The sequence below is a fragment of the Bacillus cereus group sp. N21 genome, from assembly GCF_016483395.1.
In the GTDB taxonomy this organism is placed as follows: domain Bacteria; phylum Bacillota; class Bacilli; order Bacillales; family Bacillaceae_G; genus Bacillus_A; species Bacillus_A pseudomycoides.
On the sequence record NZ_JAEHBX010000010.1, the window covers coordinates 77,154 to 101,080 of the forward strand.

Consider the following 23,927-nt stretch of genomic DNA (forward strand, 5'->3'; position numbering starts at 1 on the left):
TTTTTTGACAAAACATATTGATAACATTTTTGTAAATATGATTAAATTCGTTGACAACTTTTTCGAAAAGCACTTTATTGACATGAGTTTTAGAATGTTGTTTCATAGTCTTTGTATTGAAAAAAAGGACTTGTCATGTCGAAAAGTAAAAGTTAAAAAAAGAAAGAATTTATACATATATCTTGTGTCTTGTTTTGAAACGTAATACAATATATAGGGAAATCATGAAACGACATCTAGATATTAAAGAAAGAAGGGGAGGGTCGGAAATGTTAGTTGCATATGATTCTATGACAGGAAACGTGAAGCGTTTCATCCACAAATTAAATATGCCGGCCGTTCAAATTAATGACGATCTAGTATTAGACGAAGATTTTGTTCTTATTACGTATACAACAGGTTTTGGAAATGTGCCGGAACGTGTTTTAGAATTTTTAGAACGCAATAATGCAAATTTAAAAGGCGTATCTGCAAGTGGCAATCGCAACTGGGGAGATATGTTCGGAGCAAGTGCAGATAAAATCTCATCCAGATACGAAGTACCTATTGTATCAAAATTTGAGTTATCTGGAACAAATAAAGATGTAGAATATTTTAAAGAAAGGGTGCGGGAGATTGCGACACATTGAACTGAATAATGAAATCACGCAAATGCAAGACGGTTTCTACCAGCTTCATAAAGATAAAGAAGCATTAGAAGTCTTTATGGAAGAAGCGAGAGCGAATACCGTTCATTTTGATAGCGTGGCAGAGCGAATCGAGTATATGAATAAGCACGATTACTATTACAACGTTCTGGACGAGTATAAGTTGGAGGAAGTAGAGGAAGTATACAACGTTGCATACGGTGAAAACTTCGAGTTCCAATCTTATATGGCGGCATCTAAGTTTTATAAGGATTATGCATTAAAAACAAATAATCAAAAACAATACTTAGAAAGCTACGAAGATCGTGTATCAATTGTGTCATTATACTTAGGACGCGGTGATGTTAATAAAGCAAAACAATTTGCAAGCATGATTGTAAAACAAAACTACCAACCAGCGACACCAACCTTTTTGAATGCAGGAAGAAGCAGAAGAGGAGAAATGGTGTCTTGTTTCTTGTTAGAGATGGATGATAGCTTAAATTCGATTGGATTTAATATTAATACGGCGATGCAGCTATCAAAAATTGGTGGCGGAGTCGCTTTAAACCTTTCTAAGCTACGCGCACGCGGTGAGCAAATTAAAGGTATTGATAACGCAGCAAGCGGTGTTGTACCAGTTATGAAATTGCTTGAAGATTCGTTTTCATATGCGAATCAGTTGGGTTAACTTATGGCTCAACTATAAAACCGGGTCAATTGCTGGAACGCCTGAGTATATCTAGGTAGGATACTACGAAGAAATTACGTAGCGCCCCCTAAAAATCCAAGATTGCAGGAAATCAGCAGCCGAGCTCCTAAGTCTATTAGATAGGGAGAAGGTTCAACGACCAAGTGGCTATGTAGGTGACTATATAGCTCGAACCTGGCTTCTCAAACCAACCAAATTCAAAGGGTGTATCCAGTTATGGGGAGAAAAAAGAGCTTTATAACAAAAATATGTCCTATTTGTAAAAGTAAATATGAGGTTAATCAGAATAATAAAAGAGAGATGGAACGATCCAAAACGTGTGGAATATTAGAGTGTCGGAAGAAGCTTGCACTTATTAATACAAACTATAATTTAATATGTTTTGGATGTGGAAAATCATTTGTAGGAAAAAGGATAAATCAAAAGTTTTGTAGTAAGAAATGTCAAACTAAAAGATATAAATTAGTTTGTGTTATATGTGCGAGTGAATTTTATTCTGATAAAAGTGTAACAAAAACATGTTTGCATGAGTGTAGGTGGACATTGAATAGAAGTCAGCTTGTAAATTTAATATGTTCTTACTGTGAAAACCCTTTTTCTAGGCCAGCATATACTGTTAGAGATTCAAAAGTTTTTTGTTCAAAAAGTTGTAATAATAAATTTTTTGTGGAGCTGAATTACGGCACAACGAACAAGTATGGGAAAAACTGGTCCAGGATGCGAGAGTATATGTTTGAGTTTTATGATTTTCGTTGTCAAAGGTGTTTAGAAAAATATGATATAAATACACTAAGATTACATCACATTATTCCATTCCGTTTTTTGAAAGCTTTGATCAAGCAAACCTTATGATGAATTTATTGCCACTTTGTGATTTATGTCATATTCATGTACATCAAAAATACGATGAGTGGTTAAACAAAGAATTTGGTGAGAAGAAGATATGGTCTGAACTCTATAGCGATATAGAGAGGATAGCAGAAATGACTATCCCCCATACGTTTTAAAGATATGGAGTAACAATATGCAAAGAAAAGGTGCCGGAGCAGTATATTTAAACATTTTCCATTGGGATATTATAGAATTCCTCGATACAAAAAAAATAAATGCCGACGAGAAGAGCCGTATTCAGTCCCTATCAATCGGTATTATCGTTCCGAGTAAGTTCTTTGAGCTTGCAGAGAAAAACGAACCATTCCATGTTTTCGCACCTTATACAGTATATAAAGAGTACGGAAAACATTTAGATGATATAGATATTGATGAAATGTATGATGAACTGATGAGTAATCCGAATGTGAAGAAGAAGCCACTTGATATTAGTGCACGTGATATGCTCATTAAAATTGCTATGATTCAGCTTGAGTCTGGTTATCCATACTTAATGTTTAAATCAAATGCGAACAAACAACATCCGTTAAAGGATGTTGGAACTGTGAAGATGTCAAACCTTTGTACGGAAATCTTCCAGTTACAAGAAACATCTGAAATTAATGACTATGGTACAGATGACATTATCCGCCGTGATATTAACTGTAACTTAGGATCATTAAACATTGTAAACGTAATGGAGAATAAAGAAATTCGTGAAGCAGTTCATGCAGGAATGGAAGCATTAACAGCTGTTTCTGATATGACTGTTATTCCAAACGCGCCGACTGTGAAAAAAGCAAATGATGAGCTTCATTCAGTTGGACTTGGTGCTATGAACTTACATGGATATTTAGCGAAAAATAAAATTGCTTATGAAAGTGCAGAAGCGAAAGAATTTGTTCGTACATTCTTTATGATGTTAAATTACTACTCCATTGAAAAGAGTATGGGTATTGCGAAAGAAAAGGGCGAAACATTTAAAGACTTCGATAAGTCGGATTATGCAAATGGCTCATACTTTGAAAAGTATGAAACAACAGACTATAGTCCTGTAACTGATAAAGTACAGCAGTTATTTGAAGGAATCTATATTCCAACAAAAGAAGATTGGACAAGTCTAAAAGAGGAAGTACAGAAGCACGGTTTATACAACTCATATAGATTGGCTATCGCTCCGACACAATCGATCAGTTACGTGCAAAATGCAACTTCAAGCGTAATGCCGATCGTAAGTCAAATTGAGTCAAGAACGTATGCAAATGCGACAACATATTACCCAATGCCGTATTTATCAAAAGATACGTTCTGGTATTATAAATCTTCTTACGATATGAATCAGTTTAAACTAATTGATTTAATCGCAGAAATTCAAGAGCATATTGACCAAGGAATTAGTACAATTCTTTATGTAAATAGCGATATTTCTACGCGTGAATTAGCACGTTATTACATCTATGCACATAAAAAAGGTCTAAAGAGTTTGTATTATACAAGAACACGTAAGTTAAGCGTGGAAGAGTGCGTTGCTTGTACAGTTTGATGCAAACTATAATTGATTGATATACAAAATAAAGAGTAAGACATCATGAGCAGGGTTTTTCTGACCCTGCTCATGCTTAGTTATAAAATTTAAGACGTCTAACATGCGGTTAAGTTTTCATTACAAACTGAAAGCTTTACCGCATGTTAGAAAAGCTTATTGATAGAGAAGGGGCGATTCAATGCGCGCGGTAAACTGGAACAAAAAAGAAGACGATTTTAGTTTAATGTTTTGGAAGCAAAACATCGCTCAGTTTTGGACAGAAGAAGAAATTGCGGTATCTTCTGACAAAAATACTTGGGTGCAATTATCAAAAGAAGAGCAAATTGTGTATAAGCGTGTATTAGGTGGTTTAACACTTTTAGATACAAAGCAAGGCGGCGAAGGGATGCCACTTGTACTTGTTCATCTTGAGAATTTGCAAGCAAAAAGTGTATTAGCTTTCATGGGTGCTATGGAAGAAGTACATGCGAAGAGTTACAGTCATATCTTTACGACACTCGCAACGGAAGAAGAAATTGATGAGATCTTTGAATGGGTAGATAGCCATCCATTGCTTGAGAAAAAAGCAGGTATTATTACAGGTTACTATCGTCGTTTATTGAAGCCACAAGTAACGAAAAAAGAATTATACATGGCTATGGTAGCAAGTGTATTTTTAGAAAGTTACTTGTTCTATAGCGGATTTTTCTATCCGCTTTACTTAGCAGGACAAGGAAAATTAACAGCGAGTGGTGAAATTATTAACTTAATAATTCGTGACGAGTCAATTCACGGCGTATTCGTTGGTATTTTAGCACAGCAAATCTTTGCGGAATTTTCTGCAGAAGAACAACAAGAGGTGCAAAAAGAAACACAAGAGTTATTGATGGAACTGTATGAAATTGAAATGGCATATACAGAAGAAATTTATACATCCATTGGTCTTGTTGAAGATGTAAATCGCTTTGTTCGTTACAATGCGAATAAAGGGCTTATGAACTTAGGATTAGAACCACGCTTTGAGGAAGAAGAAATTAACCCAATCGTATTAAACGGTTTACGTACAGATACGAAAAACCATGATTTCTTCTCTGTAAAAGGGAATGGTTATGTAAAAGCAACAAATGTTGAAAAGTTATCAGACGATGATTTCGTATTCGATTTTTAATAGATAAGATTGAAAAAGCTGTCTTTCATATAAAGGCAGCTTTTTTGTTATGAATAGTTTACATAATGTTATTATCTCATGATAAGTTTTTATTCGCCGACTGATTAAAGTTTCACTTCATTTGTATTTATTGGTATGAGAGATTGAATAAGTTATGTCAAAATGAATAGAAAATTAACGAAGCAATTAGAAAAATAATCCCACCTGTAATTTCATTGGAGCATAAAAAAATATGGCTGTTTAGTAAATTTTTTAACAAAGACAATTTTGGCTCAAAAATTGCATGAATATTTAAAAAATAAAGAAAGGGGTTTTGTAATGCATTATATAACATATACGGTTCGTTGAAAGCGTTTTCTGTTTAGTTATCAATCTGTACATGAAAATTAGATAGAGAAAGTAGGAGGAATGATAGGTGGGAAAAGGAGTTGGGTTAAAGCGTTCATTAGGACTTTGGTCAATTGTTATGCTAGGCGTTGGGTATATGACACCAATGGTAGGATTTGATACATTTGGAATCGTTTCTGAAAAAACGGGTGGGCATGTTCCTGGAGCTTATCTTATTGCATTAGCAGGGATGTTATTTACAGCTGCAAGCTACGGAAAAATGGTAAAGGTTTTTCCTACTGCTGGATCTGCTTACACTTATACACAAAAGACAATTAGTGCAAGGCTGGGGTTTCTTGTTGGATGGTCAGCATTATTGGATTATTTGTTTTTACCAATGGTGAATGCACTATTAACAAGAATTTATATGTCGGCACTTTTTCCAAGTGTTCCAGATTGGGCATGGGTCATTGGTTTTGTTCTACTTATTACATTTATCAATATTATTAGTGTAAATGTTACTGCCAATTTCAACACGTTCTTAGTAACATTTCAAGTGCTAGTAATGGTTGTGTTTGTAGTTCTCGTTATAAAAGGATTGATAGCAGGAGAAGGAACTGGAGAAGTCTTTTCCATTCAGCCGTTTTTTCAATCAGATATACAAATATCACCGTTAGTTGCAGGGGCAACAATTCTTTGTTTTTCATTTTTAGGTTTTGATGCAGTAACTACATTTTCAGAAGAAACACCAAACGCAAAGAAGACGATTCCTCGAGCTATTTTTCTTACTGCTTTAATTGGCGGAATTTTATTCATTGTCACTACGTACTTTACACAATCCTTTTTTCCAGATGCATCCGTATTTAAAGATCAAGAATCAGCAGCTCCAGAAATTGCATTATACGTCGGAGGAAAATTATTTCAAACTTTCTTTTTAGTAGGAACATTTATGGGAACAATAGCATCAGGCTTAGCTTCTCATACAAGTGTATCGCGATTATTATACGTAATGGGGCGAGATAATGTAATTCCGCAGAAGATATTTGGATACATTCATCCTCGCTTGCGAACGCCAGTATATAACATTATTTTTGTGGGAATTATTGCGCTCTCTGCTATGTTTATTGATTTAGAAACAGCAGCATCTCTTATTAACTTCGGAGCGCTTATTGCATTTACATTTGTTAATTTATCTGTAATTGCCTACTATGTTATAAAGCAAAAAAGATATAAAACAACAAAAGATTTTTTAAATTTCTTAGTTATGCCTATTTTAGGTGCAGGTACAGTGGCTGTGTTATGGTTTAACCTCAATATTCATTCGCTTATTCTTGGACTTAGCTGGGCTGCCATTGGAATCGGTTATCTTTTATATATTACGAACATGTTTCGTTCAGCACCTCCGCAAATGCATTTTGAAGAAGTGCAGGAAATGTAAAATAATAAAAAACATCGGGATTTATCCGGTGTTTTTTATTTTGTAGAGGCTACAATTATGCAATAATGCATAAATCATTCAACTATTCATAAAGAACGTGAGACATTTTGTAAATAAGAGAAAGAGTTGAGGTTGAAACGATAATATAAACATTATATTTCCAGTTGGCACGATTATTGCTTTATAACACTAGTAAAAATAAATAAATGAGGTGTTATCGTGGCAATTCAATCAGAAAAAGAGGATGTAACACAATCTATTCAAGAAAAAGTTGAGTCGGAAAATGCTTTAGAGGAATTTCAATCCATATTAAAAGAAGCACTCCATGTTTTGCATTATCCAGAGGAAGTATTCGAGTTTCTTAAGAAGCCGATGCGTTTTTTAGAAGTAAGTATTCCTGTTCGAATGGATGATGGAACAACAAAGGTATTTCAAGGATATCGTGCTCAGCATAATGATGCAGCAGGGCCAACAAAAGGTGGTATCAGGTTTCATCCAGATGTTACAGCAGAGGAAGTAAAAGCGTTGGCCGGATGGATGAGCTTAAAATGCGGAGTTACAGGACTTCCATATGGAGGAGCAAAGGGCGGAATTATTTGTGATCCGCAGAAGATGAGCTTTAGAGAATTAGAGTTACTTAGCCGTGGCTATGTAAGAGCAGTAAGCCAAATTGTTGGACCTACTAAAGATATTCCAGCTCCTGATATGTATACAAATGCTCAGATTATGGCTTGGATGCTGGATGAGTATGATCATATTAGGGAATTTGATTCTCCTGGTTTTATTACTGGAAAGCCGTTAATGCTAGGAGGATCACAAGGACGAGAAACAGCTACTTCTAAAGGGGTATTATACACGCTCCAATTAGTAAGTGAATTAAAACATATTCCAATTCAAAATATGCGGGTAATCATTCAAGGGTTTGGAAACGTTGGAAGTCATTTGGCAAAATATTTATATGATATTGGTGTGAAAGTAGTAGGAGTATCTGATGCTTTAGGTGGCATTTATAACTCAGACGGTCTAGATGTTCCTTATTTATTAGAGAATCGAGATTCTTTTGGTGTTGTATCGAACCTCTTTAGTAAAACAATCTCTAACCAAGAGTTGCTAGAAAAAGAATGTGATGTACTCATTCCAGCAGCAATTGGAGGAGTAATTACGAAACATAATGCAGAAAGACTTGGGTGTAAGATTATCATTGAGGCTGCAAATGGTCCGACAACGAAAGAGGCGATAACAATATTAGAAGAGAAAGATGTTTTAGTTGTTCCGGATATTTTAGCGAACTCTGGAGGTGTTATTGTTTCTTATTTTGAGTGGTGCCAAAATAACCAAGGATATTATTGGACAGAGCAATATGTAGACCAATGTTTAAAAGAAAAAATTACATCTAGCTTTTCTGATGTATTTAACACTTCAAAACGGTTTGGGGTAAATATGAAAATTGCTGCTTATATAGAAGGGGTTCGTAAAATTGTAGAAGCGTCGCGTCTAAGAGGATGGTTGCATTTTTAAGTTAAAGGGAGGAATCAAATGAAACTGGACATTTTATTAGAACAAATTGAAAAGCAACCAATTGGTTATTACTGTATTGTGTCGAATCATCATCGCTATGATATAGCAGTCACGTATTCACAGCAATTTTTTGGAAAAGCAATGGTCACATCTATTCAAAATGGAAGAATGATTTTATTAAGTCAGGAAGATATCGAAGAAGAGCAATACTGGGCACCTAAGCTAGGAATTGAAATAGAAGATGTAGAAGATTTTCAAAGCTTTTTTCATATGATTCTCCAGTCACAAATGTTGGCAGAGCAATATTAATAGAATAAAGGAAGGGAATGATTTATTTTGTATTATGAAATAGTTACGAGCCCATGCTATGGAACAGTTGAAAAAGTTGCTATTGATAAGGACTCTCGAATTTATGAATGGGAACCACTGTTTGCGATTAAAAATATGAATGGTAAGCTGGAAGTAATTAAAATGGGATGTAGCGGAGAAGTACAATCTTTAGAAGTAGAAGCAGGAGATAAAGTAATCCCAGGGATGGTATTAGCGTATATTCAAGAAGATATTTTAATTAGTGGTAGTGATTAATTTTAGGGAGGAAGATGGAACTATCCATCTTCTTTTTTTATTTAAGTAAGTAAAAAATGTATATTGTCAGATTAATTAAAAAAATCCGATTTTAATGATACAATACAAGTTAAGCAGTTTAAAGGAGGAGTAACAAAATGTTTTCCATTGCTCATGATAAAATTAGACCTATTGTTTCCATATCGATCGATCAATCTGAACAGGAATGGAATATAGACGCTGAAAATATGAAAGAATCTTTTCTGTTTTTAAAAAGAGAAGATCAATTATCTGCATACGTCCATGTTAAGGAGCTGCTATCAAGAAGTGAGCGCTTAACGACTAAAATGTTACTTTCAAATGCTGTTTCATTAGATACAATATGTCATCTTAGCAAAAATATTTCCTTAACAGCTCTCTTTCAAATTATTGGGGCACCTATTGCCATAGTGAAAAATGAAAGAGGAGAGTTAACGGGATACATAAGAAGAGAAGATGTTTTTGCAGAACTATTTAAACAAGAAAATAAAAGTGTGGATCTACTGAAAATTATTTTAACTTCTATTCCAATGGGGATTTTTGTAGTAGACCGTGAAAAGAAAATTGTAAATTGTAATGAATCTGGTTTGAAGATGATTAAATCTACTCCTGAAAAAGTAATGAATGCACCAGCAGAACAGATTTTTAATGGGGAACATATTAACAATGTATTTGCAACAGGAAAAACGATTTTAAATCAATTACAAATAACAAATGAGATGGGAGTATTAGTTGACTACAGTCCTATACCAAGCTTCGATCAAAGAATCGAAGGAATGGTCATTATTGTGCAAGATTTACCGATGGTTGAGGATATGGCTATGGAAATTGAATATATAAAGGATTTAAATAAAGACTTACATGCAATTTTATCTAGCATTTATGATGAAATATTAGTAGTTAATCATAAAGGGGAATTAATCCGTTATAGTGAAACCGTTATCAATGATTTTTGGGGAAGAGATTTGAAGGATCTTTTAGGAAAAAATTTGTTAGACTTAGAGAAAAAAGGGTTATTTAGTCCATCAGTTACACGATTAGTGTTGGAACAACAAAAAAAGGTATCGATTGTACAAGAGACAAAAAAAGGTAGAAAGATATTAGCCGTTGGAAATCCTGTGTTTAATGAAAATGGAGAGCTTCATCGTATTATTATTGCCTCAAGAGATATTACAGAAGCAACGCGATTAAAGACGGAATTGCATGAGATAAAAAAGATATCCGAACAATATAAGAAAGAGTTGGACAGCTTTAAAAATAAAGATCGCTTTCTTAAGAAACTTATTTATTGTAGTCCGAAAATGGAGCAAATTATTACTCAAGCAAAAAAAATAGCTGATTTTTCTTCAAATGTTCTTATTTCTGGAGAATCAGGTGTTGGGAAAGAAGTGATTGCACAAGCGATTCATCAACTTGGAAACAGATCTTCAAAGCCATTTTTAAAATTAAATTGCGGTGCGATTCCAGAGACATTGTTAGAAAGTGAACTGTTCGGCTATACGAAAGGTGCTTTTACTGGTGCTGATAAAAATGGAAAAGAAGGGTATTTTAAGCGGGCGGATCAAGGGATTTTATTTTTGGATGAGATTGGAGAAATGCCTTTACATCTGCAAGTAAAATTACTCAGAGTATTGCAAGAACAAGAGGTAATTCCAATTGGAAGCACAATACCTACGAAAATCAATGTTCAAATTATTGCCGCGACGAATAAACGTCTTGAAAAAATGGTGGAAGCGGGCACGTTCCGGGAAGATTTATTTTATCGCTTAAATGTCATCCCACTGCAAGTTCCACCGCTTAGAGAACGAATGGAAGATGTTCCACTACTCGCGTTTCATTTTTTACAAGAGTTAAATGAAAAATATAATAAAAACTATCATTTAACTCCTGATGCACTAAATTTACTAGAGTTTTATTCATGGCCAGGAAATGTAAGAGAATTACAGAATATGATTGAACGTTTAGTAGTATCGGCAGATGATTCAGTCATTGATGCTGAATTTGTTAGTAAATTCCTTAATCCTGGATATGATTTTAAAAAATCAAAGCCAGTGATTACAAGAGTTTTGCCACTACAAGAAGCATTGCATTCTGTAGAAGAACAATTAATTTTACTTGCAATGAAGCAGTATAAAACGACAACAAAGGCAGCAAAGGCTCTTGGGATAAGCCAGTCTTCTGTTAGTCGTAAATATCAAAAAATCATGAATGAAAAGGAAATAGCAATTGATACAATTTCGTATTTTTAAAGGAGAAAGGGGGAGTCTACATAGACTGCCCCTTCTCTTTGTTGTAATTATGCGAAATGTAATAATCTATGCAAAAATGCATAACTTTGTATAGGTTATTTAAAGAAATCGTCAGTTTTTGTATGATTGCTTCGTATTTCAAATGTTGGCACAATTATTGCTTATATAATATATGAATGATTGACAAAGGGGGGCTATATACAGTGCTAGATTTAAAAATGTATCTAAACGGTGAATGGAGAGATTCTAGTAATCAAGAGAAAAGACCGATTATTAACCCTGCGAATGGCAAGGTTATCGCATATGCACCTGAAGGAACGATCGAGGATGCGAAATACGCGATTGAAGTGGCAAGAGCTACTTTTGATAGCGGAATTTGGTCAGAAACTTCTGCTGCGGAAAGAGCATCTTATTTATTTAAAATAGCAGATGAAATTGATAAAAATTTGAAAGAACTTGCGCGTCTTGAAACAATGGATAATGGGAAAACATATCGAGAGGCAGAAGGAGATATTGGAGATGCGGCAGCTTGTTTCCGCTATTATGCTGGGTTGATTACAAAGCCAGACGGACAAACGTATCATGTAGCTGATCCGATGCAAGCTATGGTAGTGAGAGAGCCAGTTGGTGTTTGTGGTTTAATAGTTCCTTGGAATTATCCGTTACTAATGAGTGTTTGGAAAATTGCACCTGCTTTAGCAGCTGGAAACACAATTGTATTTAAGCCTTCTGAGGTTACACCAATCACTGTAATGAAATTATTCGAAATAATGGAAAAAGTAGAATTACCAAAAGGTGTTGCCAATATGGTAATGGGCGCCGGGCCAATAGTAGGAAATGAGATTGCAGCAAGTAATAAAGTTGATATGATCTCCTTTACGGGCGGAACAAAAACAGGAAAGCACATTATGAGAACAGCGGCAGATAATATGAAAAAGATTTCGCTAGAACTAGGCGGGAAATCTCCAAATATTATTTTTGCAGATGCAGATTTTGAAACAGCTGTTGATTATGCTCTGTTTGGTATTTATGCAGGTGCTGGACAAGTATGTTCAGCAGGATCAAGAATTCTTGTAGAAGAAAGCGTTTACGATAGATTTGTTAATCGTTTCGTAGAACGAGCAAAGCAAATTAATGTTGGACCTGGTGATAACCCAGAATCAGAGATGGGGCCACTTGTAAGTCAGGAGCATATGGAAAAAGTATTACGCTATATAGAGATTGGAAAAGATGAAGGAGCAGAAATTGTTTGCGGAGGAAAGCGTATACTGGCGGATGGGAAAGGTGATGGCTTCTTTATTGAACCAACGGTCTTTGTCAATGTAAAACCTGATATGCGTATTGTGCAGGAAGAAATTTTTGGTCCTGTTGTAGTTATCCAAAAATTTAAGGATGAACAGGAAGCAATTGAACTAGCAAACGGTACAGATTACGGCTTAGCTGGAGGTGTATTTACAGTTGATGGTGCTAAAGCGATACGTGTAATCCGCAAGCTTCGTGCAGGAATTACGTGGATTAATAGTTACCACCCAACATACAACGAGGCGCCTTGGGGCGGATATAAACAAAGTGGTATCGGTCGTAGCTTAGGAACGTTTGGTTTAGAGGAATTCCAAGAAATTAAGCAGATTAATATAAATCTAGAAGTAGAACCAATTGGTTGGTTTGCAAATAAAAAGACTGTAGAGGTGAAATAGATGGAAACGAATGTGAAAAGTAAATCTAATGAACAAGATGTGAAGAATACGAGTGTAAATGATTATATTACAAAAGTACTGCAACTAATTGAAAAAGAGAAAGTTTCTGCAGAAGAGGCGAACTGGATCCAAAAAGAAACAGTAGATGGATTTAGAGAACACGTAAATCCTGGCTTCCTCGCATATAGAAAAACAGTAACAAAAGATGGGCAATTTGCAGCAGTAGAATGGTCTGATGAAGGATCTTGCTTCATGGATATCAATGGGAAAAAATATATTGATTGTTTAGGTGGATTCGGGATTTATAATGTTGGACACCGTAATCCGAAAGTTGTAAAAGCTGTAACGGATCAATTAAAGCGTCAAGCATTGCATAGTCAGGATTTACTAGATCCACTTCGTGCGATTCTTGCAAAAATTTTAGCGGATATTACACCTGGTGATTTGAAATATGCTTTCTTTACAAATAGTGGGACGGAAAGTGTGGAGGCAGCATTAAAACTAGCAAAAATGTACAGTGAACGAACAACTTTTATTTCCACAACACGTGCTTTCCACGGTAAGAGTCTTGGTTCTTTATCTGGAACAGCAAAAGGAATGTTCCGTAAACCATTCTTACCATTAATTCCAGGCTTCCGTCACGTCCCATTTGGTGATATTGATATGATGAGAAAAACATTTGAAACATGCGCGTTAGTTGGAGAAGATGTTGCAGCTGTTATTTTAGAACCAATCCAAGGAGAGGGCGGTATTATTTTACCTCCAGAAAATTATTTGAAACAAGTGAGAGAGCTTTGTGATGAATTCGGATCACTACTTATTTTTGATGAAGTACAAACAGGAATGGGACGCACTGGGAAAATGTTTGCTGCAGAATTATATGATGTTGTACCGGATATTATTTGTCTTGCAAAGGCATTTGGCGGGGGCGTAATGCCAGCGGGTGCAATTGTTGCTAAAGAAAAAGTATTCAAAAGCTGGTTTGAAAATCCATTCATGCATACAACAACGTTTGGTGGCAATCCACTTGCATGTGCTGCTGCAATTGCAACAATCCATGTATTATTGGAAGATAAATTACCAGAACGAGCTGCGGAAGTTGGGGAGTATTTCTTAAAAGGGTTGAAAAAGGCAGCGGAAGGACATGAAGACAAAGTATTTGAAATCCGTGGCCAAGGTTTAATGATTGGGATTGAATTCCATAAGGATGAAATTGGTTATGAAGTATCGAAGGCGATGTTTGATCAAGGAATTCTTGTTGCAGGAACGTTAATTAATTCGAAAACAATTCGTATTGAGCCATCGCTTACAATTAGTTATGAAGAAGTAGATACAGTAATCAATGCATTTAAATCAGTGTTGGCACAAGTAAAAGTACAATAATTTTTTACACAATAGCTTGTAAATACAAACCAGTAAAACCAACATGTCTCCTTTTTTTCTCATTGGTTTTGCTGGTTTTTACTATAGGAGGAGAAGGAGTTGGAGGGAGCACTACAAGGGATTACAATTATTGATTTATCTCGGGTTCTTGCCGGTCCTTTTTGTACAATGATTCTCGGTGATTTAGGAGCTGAGGTAATTAAAGTTGAGAATATAGGAAATGGTGATGATACAAGAGGATGGGGATCGCCTTTTGTAGAAGGAGAAAGTGCTTATTTTCTTTGTGCGAATCGCAATAAAGAGTCGCTTACATTAAATTTAAAATCAGAAATGGGAAAGGATATTTTGAAAAAGCTTGTTTCTCATGCTGATATCGTTGTGCAAAATTTCAAGCCTGGGACACTTGAAAGAATGGGACTTGGTTATGATGTGTTACAAGAAGTGAAGGGAGACATTATTCTAGCTTCTATTAGTGGGTTTGGTCAAAAGGGTCCTGCTTCACATCTTCCTGGCTATGATTATATGATTCAAGCAATGAGTGGGCTTATGAGTATAACAGGAGGAAAGGATGAAGAGCCTGCAAAAGTAGGGGTTGCAATTTCAGATGTTCTCACAGGTCTTTTTACGTGTATCGGGATTTTAGCGGCTCTGCAGCACCGAAATAGAACGGGAGAAGGGCAAGAAATTGATATTTCTTTATTTGATTCCCAATTAGCAGCATTAGTAAATGTAGCGAGCAATTATTTATGTACAGGTGAATTACCAGAGAGACTTGGCAATCAGCATCCGAATATTGTTCCGTATCAAGTATTTGAAGCGGAGGATGGTGATCTTGTTGTTGCGGTCGGAAACGATGAGCAGTTTCATAAGTTTTGTTTGTTGCTAGGTAGACAAGATTTATCCAGCTTAGAACGTTATAAAACAAATGCAAGTCGCCTTCAGCATAAAGATGAGCTCGTCAATATGATTGCTATTGAAATGAAGAAGAAAAAGAAAGAGGAATGGAAACAACTTTTGGATGAAGCAGGAATTCCAAATGGACCAATTCTTAATGTGAAAGAAGCGCTAGAAACAGAGCAAGCCGTGGCGAGAGATATGACGGTTCATATGAAACATCCAACAATTGAAAATCTTAAACTTGTAGGTTCACCATTAAAGCTTTCAAGGACACCAGTACAGATGCAAAAATATCCACCACTCCACGGGGAACATACAGAAAAGATTTTGCGAAAATTAGGGTATTCTCAGGAAATCATTACGAGAATGACAAAAAATCAATGGATATAAGGAGGCAGTACAAATGAATTTTTCGTTAACAGAAGAACAACAAAGTGTTAGAAAAGTAGTGAGGTCCTTTGTAGATAATGAAATTATTCCATATATTAAAGAATGGGATGAAAAAGGACATTTTGAACAAAAAATCTTGAAGCGTTTAGCAGAACTGCAATTTATGGGCGTTTGTATCCCAGAACAATATGGCGGCGTGGGTATGGATTATAATACGCTGGCTATTGTTTGTGAAGAATTAGAACGCGGTGACACAGCTTTCCGTACAGCTGTATCTGTACATACAGGTCTAAATAGTATGACACTTCTGCAATGGGGAACAGAAGAACAAAAACAAAAGTACCTTGTTTCACAAGCGAAAGGTGAAAAAATTGGGGCTTTCGGTTTAACAGAACCAAATGCAGGATCAGATGTTGTTGCGATGCAAACGACTGCGGTAAAACAAGGCGATTATTACGTCTTAAATGGATCAAAAACGTGGATTTCGTTATGTGATGTGGCAGATCACTTTTTAATATTCGCGAAAACAAATTCGGAATTAAAGCACCGCGGTATTTCTTGTTTTATCGTAGAACGAACATTTCCTGGAGTATCGACAAAAGCGATAAAAGGAAAGCTTGGCATTCGAGCTGGCAACACAGGTGAAGTATTTTTAGATGAAGTAAAAGTACCAGCGGAAAACCTTCTTGGAGAAGAAGGTGAAGGATTTAAAATTGCAATGGCTTCATTAGATAATGGACGTTTCACAGTAGCAGCAGGTGCGTGCGGACTGATTCAAGCAAGTTTGGAGGCAAGTGTAAAGTATTGTGAAGAGAGAAAAACATTTGGGAAAGAAATTGGGAAACATCAGCTTGTGCAGCAAATGATTGCGAAAATGTCTGCAAACCTTGAAATATCACGTTTATTGGTTTATAAAGCTGGGTGGTTAAAAAATGAAGGGAAACGTAATACACGTGAAACTTCTTTAGCAAAATGGATCGCTTGTGACGCTGCATTTGAAGCGGCAAATGATGCAGTGCAGGTGCACGGGGCATATGGATATTCAAATGAATTTCCAGTAGAACGATATTTGCGAAATGCAAAAGCTCCAGTTATTTACGAAGGAACACGTGAGATTCATACTATTATGCAGGCAGAATACGCACTGGGTTATCGCTCTGATAAGGAACTCCGTAATATGTTACCGAAGTGGCCTTTTGAAGAAAGTGAAGCAGAAATGGTAACGAAATAAAATAGGAAGGTAGTGCAACGAAGGTTGCACTACCTTTTTTTGTTATATTTTTAACTTACAAGTATTTACATCCCTTTTGTCTTAGTGTACTATTTAACTAGTACACTAAGACAAAAGGAGGGGGGAAATGAAAATTGAGTTTTCTCCTAACATACCGATTTATATTCAGATGATGGAATACATAAAAAAGGAAATTGTAACAGGTCATTTATTACCTGGTAACAAAATTCCCTCTGTACGTGAATTAGCGAGTGAGTTACAAGTCAATCCAAATACAATTCAGCGTACATTTCAAGAACTAGAGAGAGAAGGTATCGTTGTAACACGCAGAGGGATGGGGAGATATGTAACGAGCGAAGGGGAGAAAATTATGGAGCTGCGCAAAGATATGGCAAAAGAGTTGCTTCATTCTTTTATAAACGGAATGGACAATTTAGGTTTTACAGAAGAGGAAATTCTCTCAATCCTTCGTTCCTCATTGGAAGAGAAAAGGGAGGAGAGCTGATGACAGAGCTATTAAAAATAGAGAACTTATGGAAGCGATATGGTTTAAAAGCAGTGATTCGTGAGCTAAACATAGAGATTACAGAAGGAAAAATCGTTGGTCTTGTTGGAGATAACGGTAGTGGAAAAACAACATTATTGAAAATGATCTCAGGTTTGCAGCACCCTTCGGAAGGAAATATCACAATAGCAGGTGAGAAAGTAGGTTTAGAAACAAAAAAGATTGTTTCATTTATGCCTGATAGACCAGTATTTGATGAATGGATGACTGTAAAAGAGGCTTTATTTTTCTATAGAGACTTTTATCAAGATTTTGATATTCAAAAGGCGGTTGATACGATAGCTGAATTTAAAATACCGCTAGAAGAAAAAATTACAGTACTGTCAAAAGGAATGGTTGAAAAGCTACAGCTGATTTTAACATTTTCGAGAAAAGCAAAACTTTATATATTAGATGAACCACTTGGCGGAATCGACCCTGTTTCACGGGAGCATGTGCTAGAACTTATATTACAATTTTATCGTGAAGATTGTACTATCATCATTTCGACCCATTTAATTGGCGAAATTGAAAACATTTTTGATGAGGTTATCTTTTTGAAGGATGGTGAGATTGTACTGCATGAGAATGTAGAAGAGCTTCGTTTTCAGAGGGGAAAAGCTGTAAATGAGTTGTTTAAGGAGGTGTTCAGGAAATGAGTTCACTTCTTCGATATTTATATAATTGTAATAAAAAGAAGGTATGGATAATTTATTTTGGATTTATTACTATTTCATTAATTTTATTATTTAATATGAAGGGGTCCTCAGGGATAAGGGTTTCAAATAGACAAGATATAGCATTAATCATATTTATATTCTTATTTTGTATGACTGCATTTTCTATCTTCTTATTGGCGATCTCTTCTTTCAGAAAAATAGTAAGAGGGTCTATGATTCAATATGTTGCCATCCCATCAAAGAAATATATATATGCGAATTTATTATTTTTTATAATAATGTTTACTCTATTGTCGTTAATAGGAATTGCTTTTTTACATCTTCTTTCTATCAATATATATGAGAATAAAGCGAATGGAGGGGTACAACAAGCCATTAATAGGTTATACAATTATGGGCTTTTACACCATTTGTTCTCTATCTTCTTATGGATTATAGATTTAGTGAGTACATTAGTTTCTCTGTATTTCATAATCATAGTTGTAAAACTATTTAATGTGAAATCCTCATTAAATAAAATGTTATTTATAATTTTCTTTGTTGTTTTCGGTGGAATCCAGTTTGTTATAACTAATATGCTAGACAAAATAAATATATATGTATTTTCGATAAAAAATGTTGGAGTTATAGATAAAAATGGTTTTTTCGAAACATCTTTTTATTTTAATGATGCTTCAAATATTTCTTATTTAATTTTTAGTTTATTATTAACTTTTTTATTGATGGTAATAACAAGTCATATCATCGACAAAAAACTAGAAGTCTAAAGGAGGAACAATCATTGGGAAACGTAGTAGTGAAATTAGAAAACGTCCATAAAAAAATAGGGAAAAATGAAATTATTCGTGGTCTTTCATTTGAGGTTCGTGAAGGGGAAGTATATGGATTTCTTGGACCGAATGGAAGTGGGAAAACGACGACAATTCGGATGATGACTGGTCTGATTTCAATGACAAAAGGCGATATTACAATTTGTGGTCATAGCATTCGGACAGAACGTGAGAAGGCGTTAGAAGAAATTGGGGCGATTGTCGAGAATCCGGAACTCTATGACTATATGACAGGAATGCAAAATTTAAAGCATTTTGCAAATATGGCAGTTAAGCCGATTAGTAAAGAACGAATTACTGAAATTGTAAAACTTGTAGAATTAGAACACGCTATCCATAAGAAAGTGAAAACATATTCACTTGGAATGAAACAACGTCTGGGGATTGCGCAAGCGCTTCTGCATAACCCGAAAATTTTAATTTTAGATGAACCGACGAATGGATTAGATCCGGCTGGTATTCGTCAAATTCGTGATTATTTACAACGATTAGCGAAAGAGGAAAATATCGCTGTCATCGTATCGAGTCATTTATTGAGTGAAATTGAATTGATGTGCGATCGTGTTGTTATTATTAAGCAAGGACAGTTTGTGCAGGAGTATAACTTACATGAACAAGCGAAGCATGATGAAACGATTGTAGTGGCATTTGAGGTAGATCAAATTCAGAAAGCGAATGAAATCATTAAAGGTAAGGAACAAGGAAGCGTAGTTGTGACTTCTGTAGAAAAAGAAAAGATTCCGCAAATTGTAAAACAACTTGTGCATGCTGATGTACTTGTATATGGCGTTACAGTACAAAATAAAACGTTAGAAGATGAGTTCTTAGCGATTACAGGGGGAGTGAGAGCGTAATGTTTAAATTAATTCAAAATGAATTGCTAAAATTACATGCAAAAAAAGGTATGTATATTTTAATAGGTGTAATTGCTGCATTAGAAATTTTAGGTGTCCTCGCAATATTAAAATGGGGTGAAGCTAAAGATTTTAATGGAACATATTTAGATTTTACGAAGTCAGATATTAGTTTAGTTATTTTATTTGCAACAATTTTCGGTATTACGATTGCTTCTCGTACGATTACAGAGGAGTTTCAAAAAGGAACGATTAAGCAATTATTAATTCGTCCGAGAAAAAGAATTATGATTTTATTTTCTAAATACATTTCTGTATTACTAACAATGTTATTTGTTGTCTTTGCTGGTATGTTAATTGCAATGATTATCGGTGCAATTGCAATGGACGGAGGGAAAACAGATTTAACGTTAAGCATATTGCTTAAATCAATCTCATATCAACTTCTTGCACCGTTCTTCTTTGTAACACTTGCCTTTTTCTTGGCAAATGTATTTAGAAAATCTGTGTTGCCATTAATTATTACATTGTTCCTATTTTTCCTACAAAGGCCAATTAAGATGGCACTTATGATGTTTGGAAAAGGTACTGCGAAATTTGTTGTGTTTTTCCATTTGGACTTAAGTATGTACGACAGCAACAAATTAATTAGTGGCGGCGCTGAACCACCATTTACAGAATTTAATTTCACAACATCTTTACTGCTAGTACTTGCTTATTTTGTAGTATTACTCGTTACATCAAGTACATTATTCCAAAAGCGTGATGTACTATAATAGAAAAATCCCCGCTCGCGGGGATTTTTCTTAACCAACTTTTTCTTCTGTTTTTTCACGATCCCAGCATTCTGTATTTTCTAAACCAGGAATGCTGTCGGCATAGAAGACAGGATCTTTTCCAGCCTCTTTTTGCTTCATATAATCTTTTAATGCTGCAAATGCGTATTTGCTTAAGAATATGATTGTAACTAAGTTGAAGATTGCCATAACGCCCATAAATAGGTCGGCTAAATCCCAAACAACTTGAATGGTTGCAACAGAACCTAGGAATACCATACCAATTACAGCGATGCGGTAAATCATAAGTGTGGTTTTACTTCCGTTTAAGAACTCAATATTTGTTTCACCATAGTAGTAATTTCCGATTAGAGAACTGAAAGCAAACAAGAAGATTGCTACAGCGACAAAGATTGGAGCCCAAGGACCAATATGTGCTTTTAACGCTTCTTGTGTTAACTGAATACCGTTTAAATCTGTTCCAGTATGAACGTCTGATAAAAGGATAATAAAAGCAGTACAACTGCATATTAATAATGTATCTGTAAAGACACCAAGTGTTTGAATAAAACCTTGTTTAACAGGATGTGTTACGTTAGCAGTCGCAGCTGCGTTTGGTGCACTACCCATACCAGCTTCATTGGAGAATAAACCACGTTTGACACCAAGTAAAACAGCTGCACCAAAGCTACCGCCCGCGATTTCTTTTATGCCAAATGCGTGTGCTAAAATTTCTTTTATCATTTCTGGAATCAATGTAATATTTGTCACGACAACAAATAGTGCAACTGCAACATAAATGATTGCCATAACTGGTACAATCATTTCTACAACACGTGCGATTCGCTTTACGCCACCAAAAATAATAACAGATAATAGGGCAGCTAATGAAACTCCAACTATTTTTGGATCGATATGAAAAGCACCATCGAATGCAGATGTTACGGTATTTGCTTGTACAGCGTTAAAGACTAAACCGAAACTAACTGTGATTAAAACGGAGAAAATCATACCCATCCAGCGTTTGTTTAAACCTTTTTCCATGTAGTATGCTGGTCCACCACGGAATGTTTTACCGTCTTTAATTTTATAAATTTGTGCAAGTGTACTTTCAACGAAAGCAGATGCGCCGCCAATCATAGCGATAAGCCACATCCAAAAGACAGCACCTGGTCCACCCGTAGAAATAGCAATTGCTACACCAGCTAAGTTACCTGTTCCAACACGTGATGCTGTACTCATGCAAAACGCTTGGAATGAAGAAACACCATGCTTTTCTTTTTGTGCTTTACGTGTAGAAGGGCTTGCGCCATCGCCTAGCAAACGGATCATTTCACGAATGTGACGGAATTGAACAAATCCAGCTCTTATTGTAAAATAACAACCTACAGTGATTAACAATGTAATTAAAATATAACCCCATAAATATTCGTTTGTTGTTGTAATAAACTTATGAATCGGAGTAATGACATTTTCAAAAAAATCCATGTGCGTAATCCTCCTTATTCCTATCATGATAATGTGTTTTGAAAAAACAGGTATAAAAAGCGACATTTAACATTATAACAGAAAATCTTGCAAAGAGGAAATTACAAAATAGATTCCTTATTATATATTTTAATAGGTATAGTATTTAAAAGCGAACTGAGAAAAATAGGAAGAATTTTAATGATATTCATATTAAAATATAAATATATCATCTTGGGGGTGTTTTTTATTCAATATGCATTTTCACGTATACGACTTCGTAATTTTTTTGCATGGATGATTTTGGGTATAGTAGTAATGGTGCTACCGCTATCCTTTGCGGGCGCTTCAGAAAATGTCATGGATGTTGCAGTGCAAATTTCGGTGTTTTTTGTATTTCCACTACTATGGTTATATTTAAAAACACGAAAAAATAATGTTATATTTACTAGCTTCTTTGATAAACCATCACGGTTAAACTGGAAGATAATCATAGTTGCAACCGCAATGGGAATGATTTTTGCATTCGGTGTATCTTTTATTCAATTTTACATATTAGCACATCTTGTTCCAGATTTCTTAATGGGTGTATTAAGTGATGATAGTGTAATTGATATGAGTAGCACATATACAAAAATCTTTAGCTTTATTTCAGCATGTATTTTTGCACCTATTATGGAGGAAGTTATCTTTCGAGGTTTCTTTTTACAGCGTATAACGTTTAAGTGGGGGATAAAACGTGCTGTAATTGTGTCCTCTCTTATTTTTGGTTTAGGACATTTTGATGTAGTCGGTGCTTTTGTATTTGGTGTTGTCATGTGTCTTCTTTACATAAAAACGAAAAATATATGGACGAATATTGCTGTTCATGCGTTGAATAATTGTATAGCAACTACCATCCAATTAACGAGTGGTGAAGGAACAGATGATGTCATTTCGATTGCTGAATTACAAGGACAAAGTAATTTATGGATTGGACTCGTTGTAATTCTGATCAGTTTATTATGGTTGGCACCTTTTATTCGTAAAAATTGGCGAACTGTAAAAGAAGTGGGGGTACCACCTCTTCGTTTTATCAATGAAGATAAGGCAGTTGTACCATTACAACAAAATAAAATGTATAGTCAAGTCATTTTAACGGATCAACTTATGGCTGTAGAGTTGCCAGATGAGGCTGTGAATCAGTTGAGATTAGAAGAGAATGATTATGTAACGGTTGTAGTAGAGAATGAAAAAATTATTATAACAAAGGCAGAACATTGATAAGAGTATAGGAAACGAAAAATAGCAGCTCTCCAATATAAATGAGGAGAGCTGCTATTTTAATGGATAACAATTTCAACGTGGAAGTTGTTTCCGTTTTTTACATATTTAATATCTGTGACTGTACGAACCATTTTTGAAATTTCCACCTTTTCCCCAATTCGAGGGATGGTGGGAACATTATCCCAAATGCCAAGTAAATCATCTTCTTGTATCGTTTTTTCGTAAAACCAAATTTTCAATGTAATGCCCCTTTCTCGAACTTTATGTATTTTAATACATAATAAAACATTTTTATTCTTTTTGTAAGGGGTTTTTTATTATATTTTGAATAAAAATTAATTTTGTTCTTCTGGAAAAATATGTTCGATATCAGGAGTAAGGGATACTTCCGATAATACGATATGAGAAACAGTTGTTGCATATGAAGAAACATCATTAATAAACTCTTCAAGTTCAACTAATGAAGGAACAGAAATTTTAACGATATAACAAAGACTTCCAGTTACGCGATAGCAAAAGCTTGCCGATGGATACGATTGAATAAATTGTTGCATGCGCGTTGTATCACCATTTTTTAAGGTGATTTCTAAAATACAATCTAAGACGAGCCCGGCTTTTTTATAATCAATATCAATTGTATATTTTTGAATGACTCCTTCATTTTCTAACTTACGAACACGTTCTGCAGTAGAAGGCGCGGATAAGTTTACGCGTTTTGATAATTCTCGCATAGAGAGGCGACTATCATTATATAATTCATTTAAAATTTTACGATCTACACGATCTAATTGCATATGTAACTATACCTCCAGTAAAATAATAATTTTTGTAAAGAAAATATATAAATAAAGATTCATATGAAATGTGAAAAGGCTA

General features: G+C 35.0%; 20 protein-coding genes and 2 pseudogenes. 19 read left to right on the plus strand and 3 right to left on the minus strand.

Translation table 11 applies throughout. From position 1 onward, the window contains the following. The first annotated feature begins 269 nt into the window (after positions 1-269). From nrdI to JDS96_RS08390, 18 genes and pseudogenes are all read left to right on the plus strand, one after another. Entirely contained in the window at positions 270-629 is a 360-nt protein-coding gene (nrdI, locus tag JDS96_RS08305; protein ID WP_006094109.1) for a class Ib ribonucleoside-diphosphate reductase assembly flavoprotein NrdI, read from the plus strand. Further along, positions 616-1,314 (plus strand): annotated as a pseudogene (locus JDS96_RS08310) (ribonucleotide reductase N-terminal alpha domain-containing protein); the annotation flags it as partial. The gene nrdI and the pseudogene JDS96_RS08310, both read left to right, overlap by 14 nt. A gap of 1,051 nt (positions 1,315-2,365) precedes the next feature. After that, a pseudogene (locus JDS96_RS08315) lies at positions 2,366-3,751 on the plus strand (ribonucleoside-diphosphate reductase subunit alpha); the annotation flags it as partial. Positions 3,752-3,932: 181 nt separating this feature from the next. Continuing rightward, on the plus strand, positions 3,933-4,901 hold the full coding sequence (gene nrdF, locus JDS96_RS08320) for a class 1b ribonucleoside-diphosphate reductase subunit beta (protein ID WP_003196100.1): 969 nt from the start codon (positions 3,933-3,935) through the stop codon (positions 4,899-4,901). Positions 4,902-5,316: 415 nt separating this feature from the next. Continuing rightward, positions 5,317-6,666 carry an APC family permease gene (locus JDS96_RS08325; RefSeq protein ID WP_199666583.1) on the plus strand — a complete coding sequence of 450 codons (1,350 nt, stop codon included), beginning with the start codon at positions 5,317-5,319 and terminating at the stop codon, positions 6,664-6,666. A gap of 219 nt (positions 6,667-6,885) precedes the next feature. Further along, complete coding sequence (locus JDS96_RS08330; RefSeq protein ID WP_003196102.1) at positions 6,886-8,184, plus strand: Glu/Leu/Phe/Val family dehydrogenase; 1,299 nt, start codon at positions 6,886-6,888, stop codon at positions 8,182-8,184. Between the two features lie 18 nt (positions 8,185-8,202). After that, entirely contained in the window at positions 8,203-8,493 is a 291-nt protein-coding gene (locus JDS96_RS08335; protein ID WP_016113952.1) for an SAV0927 family protein, read from the plus strand. Between the two features lie 27 nt (positions 8,494-8,520). Continuing rightward, positions 8,521-8,769: a biotin/lipoyl attachment domain-containing protein gene (locus JDS96_RS08340; protein ID WP_003196104.1), complete on the plus strand. Its 249-nt coding sequence runs from the start codon at positions 8,521-8,523 to the stop codon at positions 8,767-8,769. 137 nt (positions 8,770-8,906) lie between these two features. Then, positions 8,907-11,036: a sigma 54-interacting transcriptional regulator gene (locus JDS96_RS08345; protein WP_098135130.1), complete on the plus strand. Its 2,130-nt coding sequence runs from the start codon at positions 8,907-8,909 to the stop codon at positions 11,034-11,036. Between the two features lie 203 nt (positions 11,037-11,239). After that, entirely contained in the window at positions 11,240-12,733 is a 1,494-nt protein-coding gene (locus JDS96_RS08350; protein WP_199666584.1) for an aldehyde dehydrogenase family protein, read from the plus strand. Continuing rightward, positions 12,734-14,116: a putrescine aminotransferase gene (locus JDS96_RS08355; protein ID WP_003196107.1), complete on the plus strand. Its 1,383-nt coding sequence runs from the start codon at positions 12,734-12,736 to the stop codon at positions 14,114-14,116. 99 nt (positions 14,117-14,215) lie between these two features. After that, positions 14,216-15,403 carry a CaiB/BaiF CoA transferase family protein gene (locus JDS96_RS08360; protein ID WP_199666585.1) on the plus strand — a complete coding sequence of 396 codons (1,188 nt, stop codon included), beginning with the start codon at positions 14,216-14,218 and terminating at the stop codon, positions 15,401-15,403. Between the two features lie 13 nt (positions 15,404-15,416). After that, positions 15,417-16,634: an acyl-CoA dehydrogenase family protein gene (locus JDS96_RS08365; RefSeq protein WP_003196109.1), complete on the plus strand. Its 1,218-nt coding sequence runs from the start codon at positions 15,417-15,419 to the stop codon at positions 16,632-16,634. A 127-nt stretch (positions 16,635-16,761) separates the two neighbouring features. Then, positions 16,762-17,139 (plus strand): GntR family transcriptional regulator, encoded by a 378-nt coding sequence (locus JDS96_RS08370; RefSeq protein WP_098173109.1) that lies wholly within the window; start codon positions 16,762-16,764, stop codon positions 17,137-17,139. After that, positions 17,139-17,837, plus strand: coding sequence for an ABC transporter ATP-binding protein (locus JDS96_RS08375; protein ID WP_003206361.1), 699 nt, complete (start codon positions 17,139-17,141; stop codon positions 17,835-17,837). The genes JDS96_RS08370 and JDS96_RS08375 overlap by 1 nt, the downstream gene beginning before the upstream one ends. Then, on the plus strand, positions 17,834-18,625 hold the full coding sequence (locus JDS96_RS08380) for a hypothetical protein (protein ID WP_018781040.1): 792 nt from the start codon (positions 17,834-17,836) through the stop codon (positions 18,623-18,625). The genes JDS96_RS08375 and JDS96_RS08380 overlap by 4 nt, the downstream gene beginning before the upstream one ends. 14 nt (positions 18,626-18,639) lie before the next feature. Continuing rightward, positions 18,640-19,542 (plus strand): ABC transporter ATP-binding protein, encoded by a 903-nt coding sequence (locus JDS96_RS08385; RefSeq protein WP_199666586.1) that lies wholly within the window; start codon positions 18,640-18,642, stop codon positions 19,540-19,542. After that, positions 19,542-20,318: an ABC transporter permease gene (locus JDS96_RS08390; protein ID WP_199666587.1), complete on the plus strand. Its 777-nt coding sequence runs from the start codon at positions 19,542-19,544 to the stop codon at positions 20,316-20,318. Before JDS96_RS08385 ends, JDS96_RS08390 begins: the two co-directional genes overlap by 1 nt. Positions 20,319-20,348: 30 nt before the next feature. On the opposite strand, the gene JDS96_RS08395 is transcribed toward JDS96_RS08390, so the two are convergent. Further along, positions 20,349-21,806 carry an alanine/glycine:cation symporter family protein gene (locus JDS96_RS08395; protein WP_206777035.1) on the minus strand — a complete coding sequence of 486 codons (1,458 nt, stop codon included), beginning with the start codon at positions 21,804-21,806 and terminating at the stop codon, positions 20,349-20,351. Positions 21,807-22,034: 228 nt separating this feature from the next. On the opposite strand from JDS96_RS08395, the gene JDS96_RS08400 reads away from it, so the two are divergent. Then, a complete protein-coding gene (locus JDS96_RS08400) occupies positions 22,035-23,048 on the plus strand; it encodes a CPBP family glutamic-type intramembrane protease (RefSeq protein WP_199666599.1) in 1,014 nt (337 codons plus the stop codon). 59 nt (positions 23,049-23,107) lie between these two features. Here JDS96_RS08400 and JDS96_RS08405 read toward each other — a convergent pair whose 3' ends face one another. Together JDS96_RS08405 and JDS96_RS08410 are read right to left on the minus strand one after the other, a co-directional pair. After that, positions 23,108-23,290, minus strand: coding sequence for a DUF3913 family protein (locus JDS96_RS08405; protein ID WP_098039863.1), 183 nt, complete (start codon positions 23,288-23,290; stop codon positions 23,108-23,110). A gap of 96 nt (positions 23,291-23,386) precedes the next feature. After that, on the minus strand, positions 23,387-23,845 hold the full coding sequence (locus JDS96_RS08410) for an Lrp/AsnC family transcriptional regulator (RefSeq protein WP_003196118.1): 459 nt from the start codon (positions 23,843-23,845) through the stop codon (positions 23,387-23,389). Between the last annotated feature and the right edge of the window lie 82 nt (positions 23,846-23,927).

Bases quoted from the DNA above. Each gene is read 5' to 3' on its own strand.
- nrdI (WP_006094109.1), top strand. From the start codon at position 270: ATGTTAGTTGCATATGATTCTATGACAGGAAACGTGAAGCGTTTCATC.
- nrdF (WP_003196100.1), top strand. From the start codon at position 3,933: ATGCGCGCGGTAAACTGGAACAAAAAAGAAGACGATTTTAGTTTAATG.
- JDS96_RS08335 (WP_016113952.1), top strand. From the start codon at position 8,203: ATGAAACTGGACATTTTATTAGAACAAATTGAAAAGCAACCAATTGGT.
- JDS96_RS08345 (WP_098135130.1), top strand. From the start codon at position 8,907: ATGTTTTCCATTGCTCATGATAAAATTAGACCTATTGTTTCCATATCG.
- JDS96_RS08355 (WP_003196107.1), top strand. From the start codon at position 12,734: ATGGAAACGAATGTGAAAAGTAAATCTAATGAACAAGATGTGAAGAAT.
- JDS96_RS08365 (WP_003196109.1), top strand. From the start codon at position 15,417: ATGAATTTTTCGTTAACAGAAGAACAACAAAGTGTTAGAAAAGTAGTG.
- JDS96_RS08370 (WP_098173109.1), top strand. From the start codon at position 16,762: ATGAAAATTGAGTTTTCTCCTAACATACCGATTTATATTCAGATGATG.
- JDS96_RS08375 (WP_003206361.1), top strand. From the start codon at position 17,139: ATGACAGAGCTATTAAAAATAGAGAACTTATGGAAGCGATATGGTTTA.
- JDS96_RS08380 (WP_018781040.1), top strand. From the start codon at position 17,834: ATGAGTTCACTTCTTCGATATTTATATAATTGTAATAAAAAGAAGGTA.
- JDS96_RS08390 (WP_199666587.1), top strand. From the start codon at position 19,542: ATGTTTAAATTAATTCAAAATGAATTGCTAAAATTACATGCAAAAAAA.
- JDS96_RS08395 (WP_206777035.1), bottom strand. From the start codon at position 21,806: ATGGATTTTTTTGAAAATGTCATTACTCCGATTCATAAGTTTATTACA.
- JDS96_RS08410 (WP_003196118.1), bottom strand. From the start codon at position 23,845: ATGCAATTAGATCGTGTAGATCGTAAAATTTTAAATGAATTATATAAT.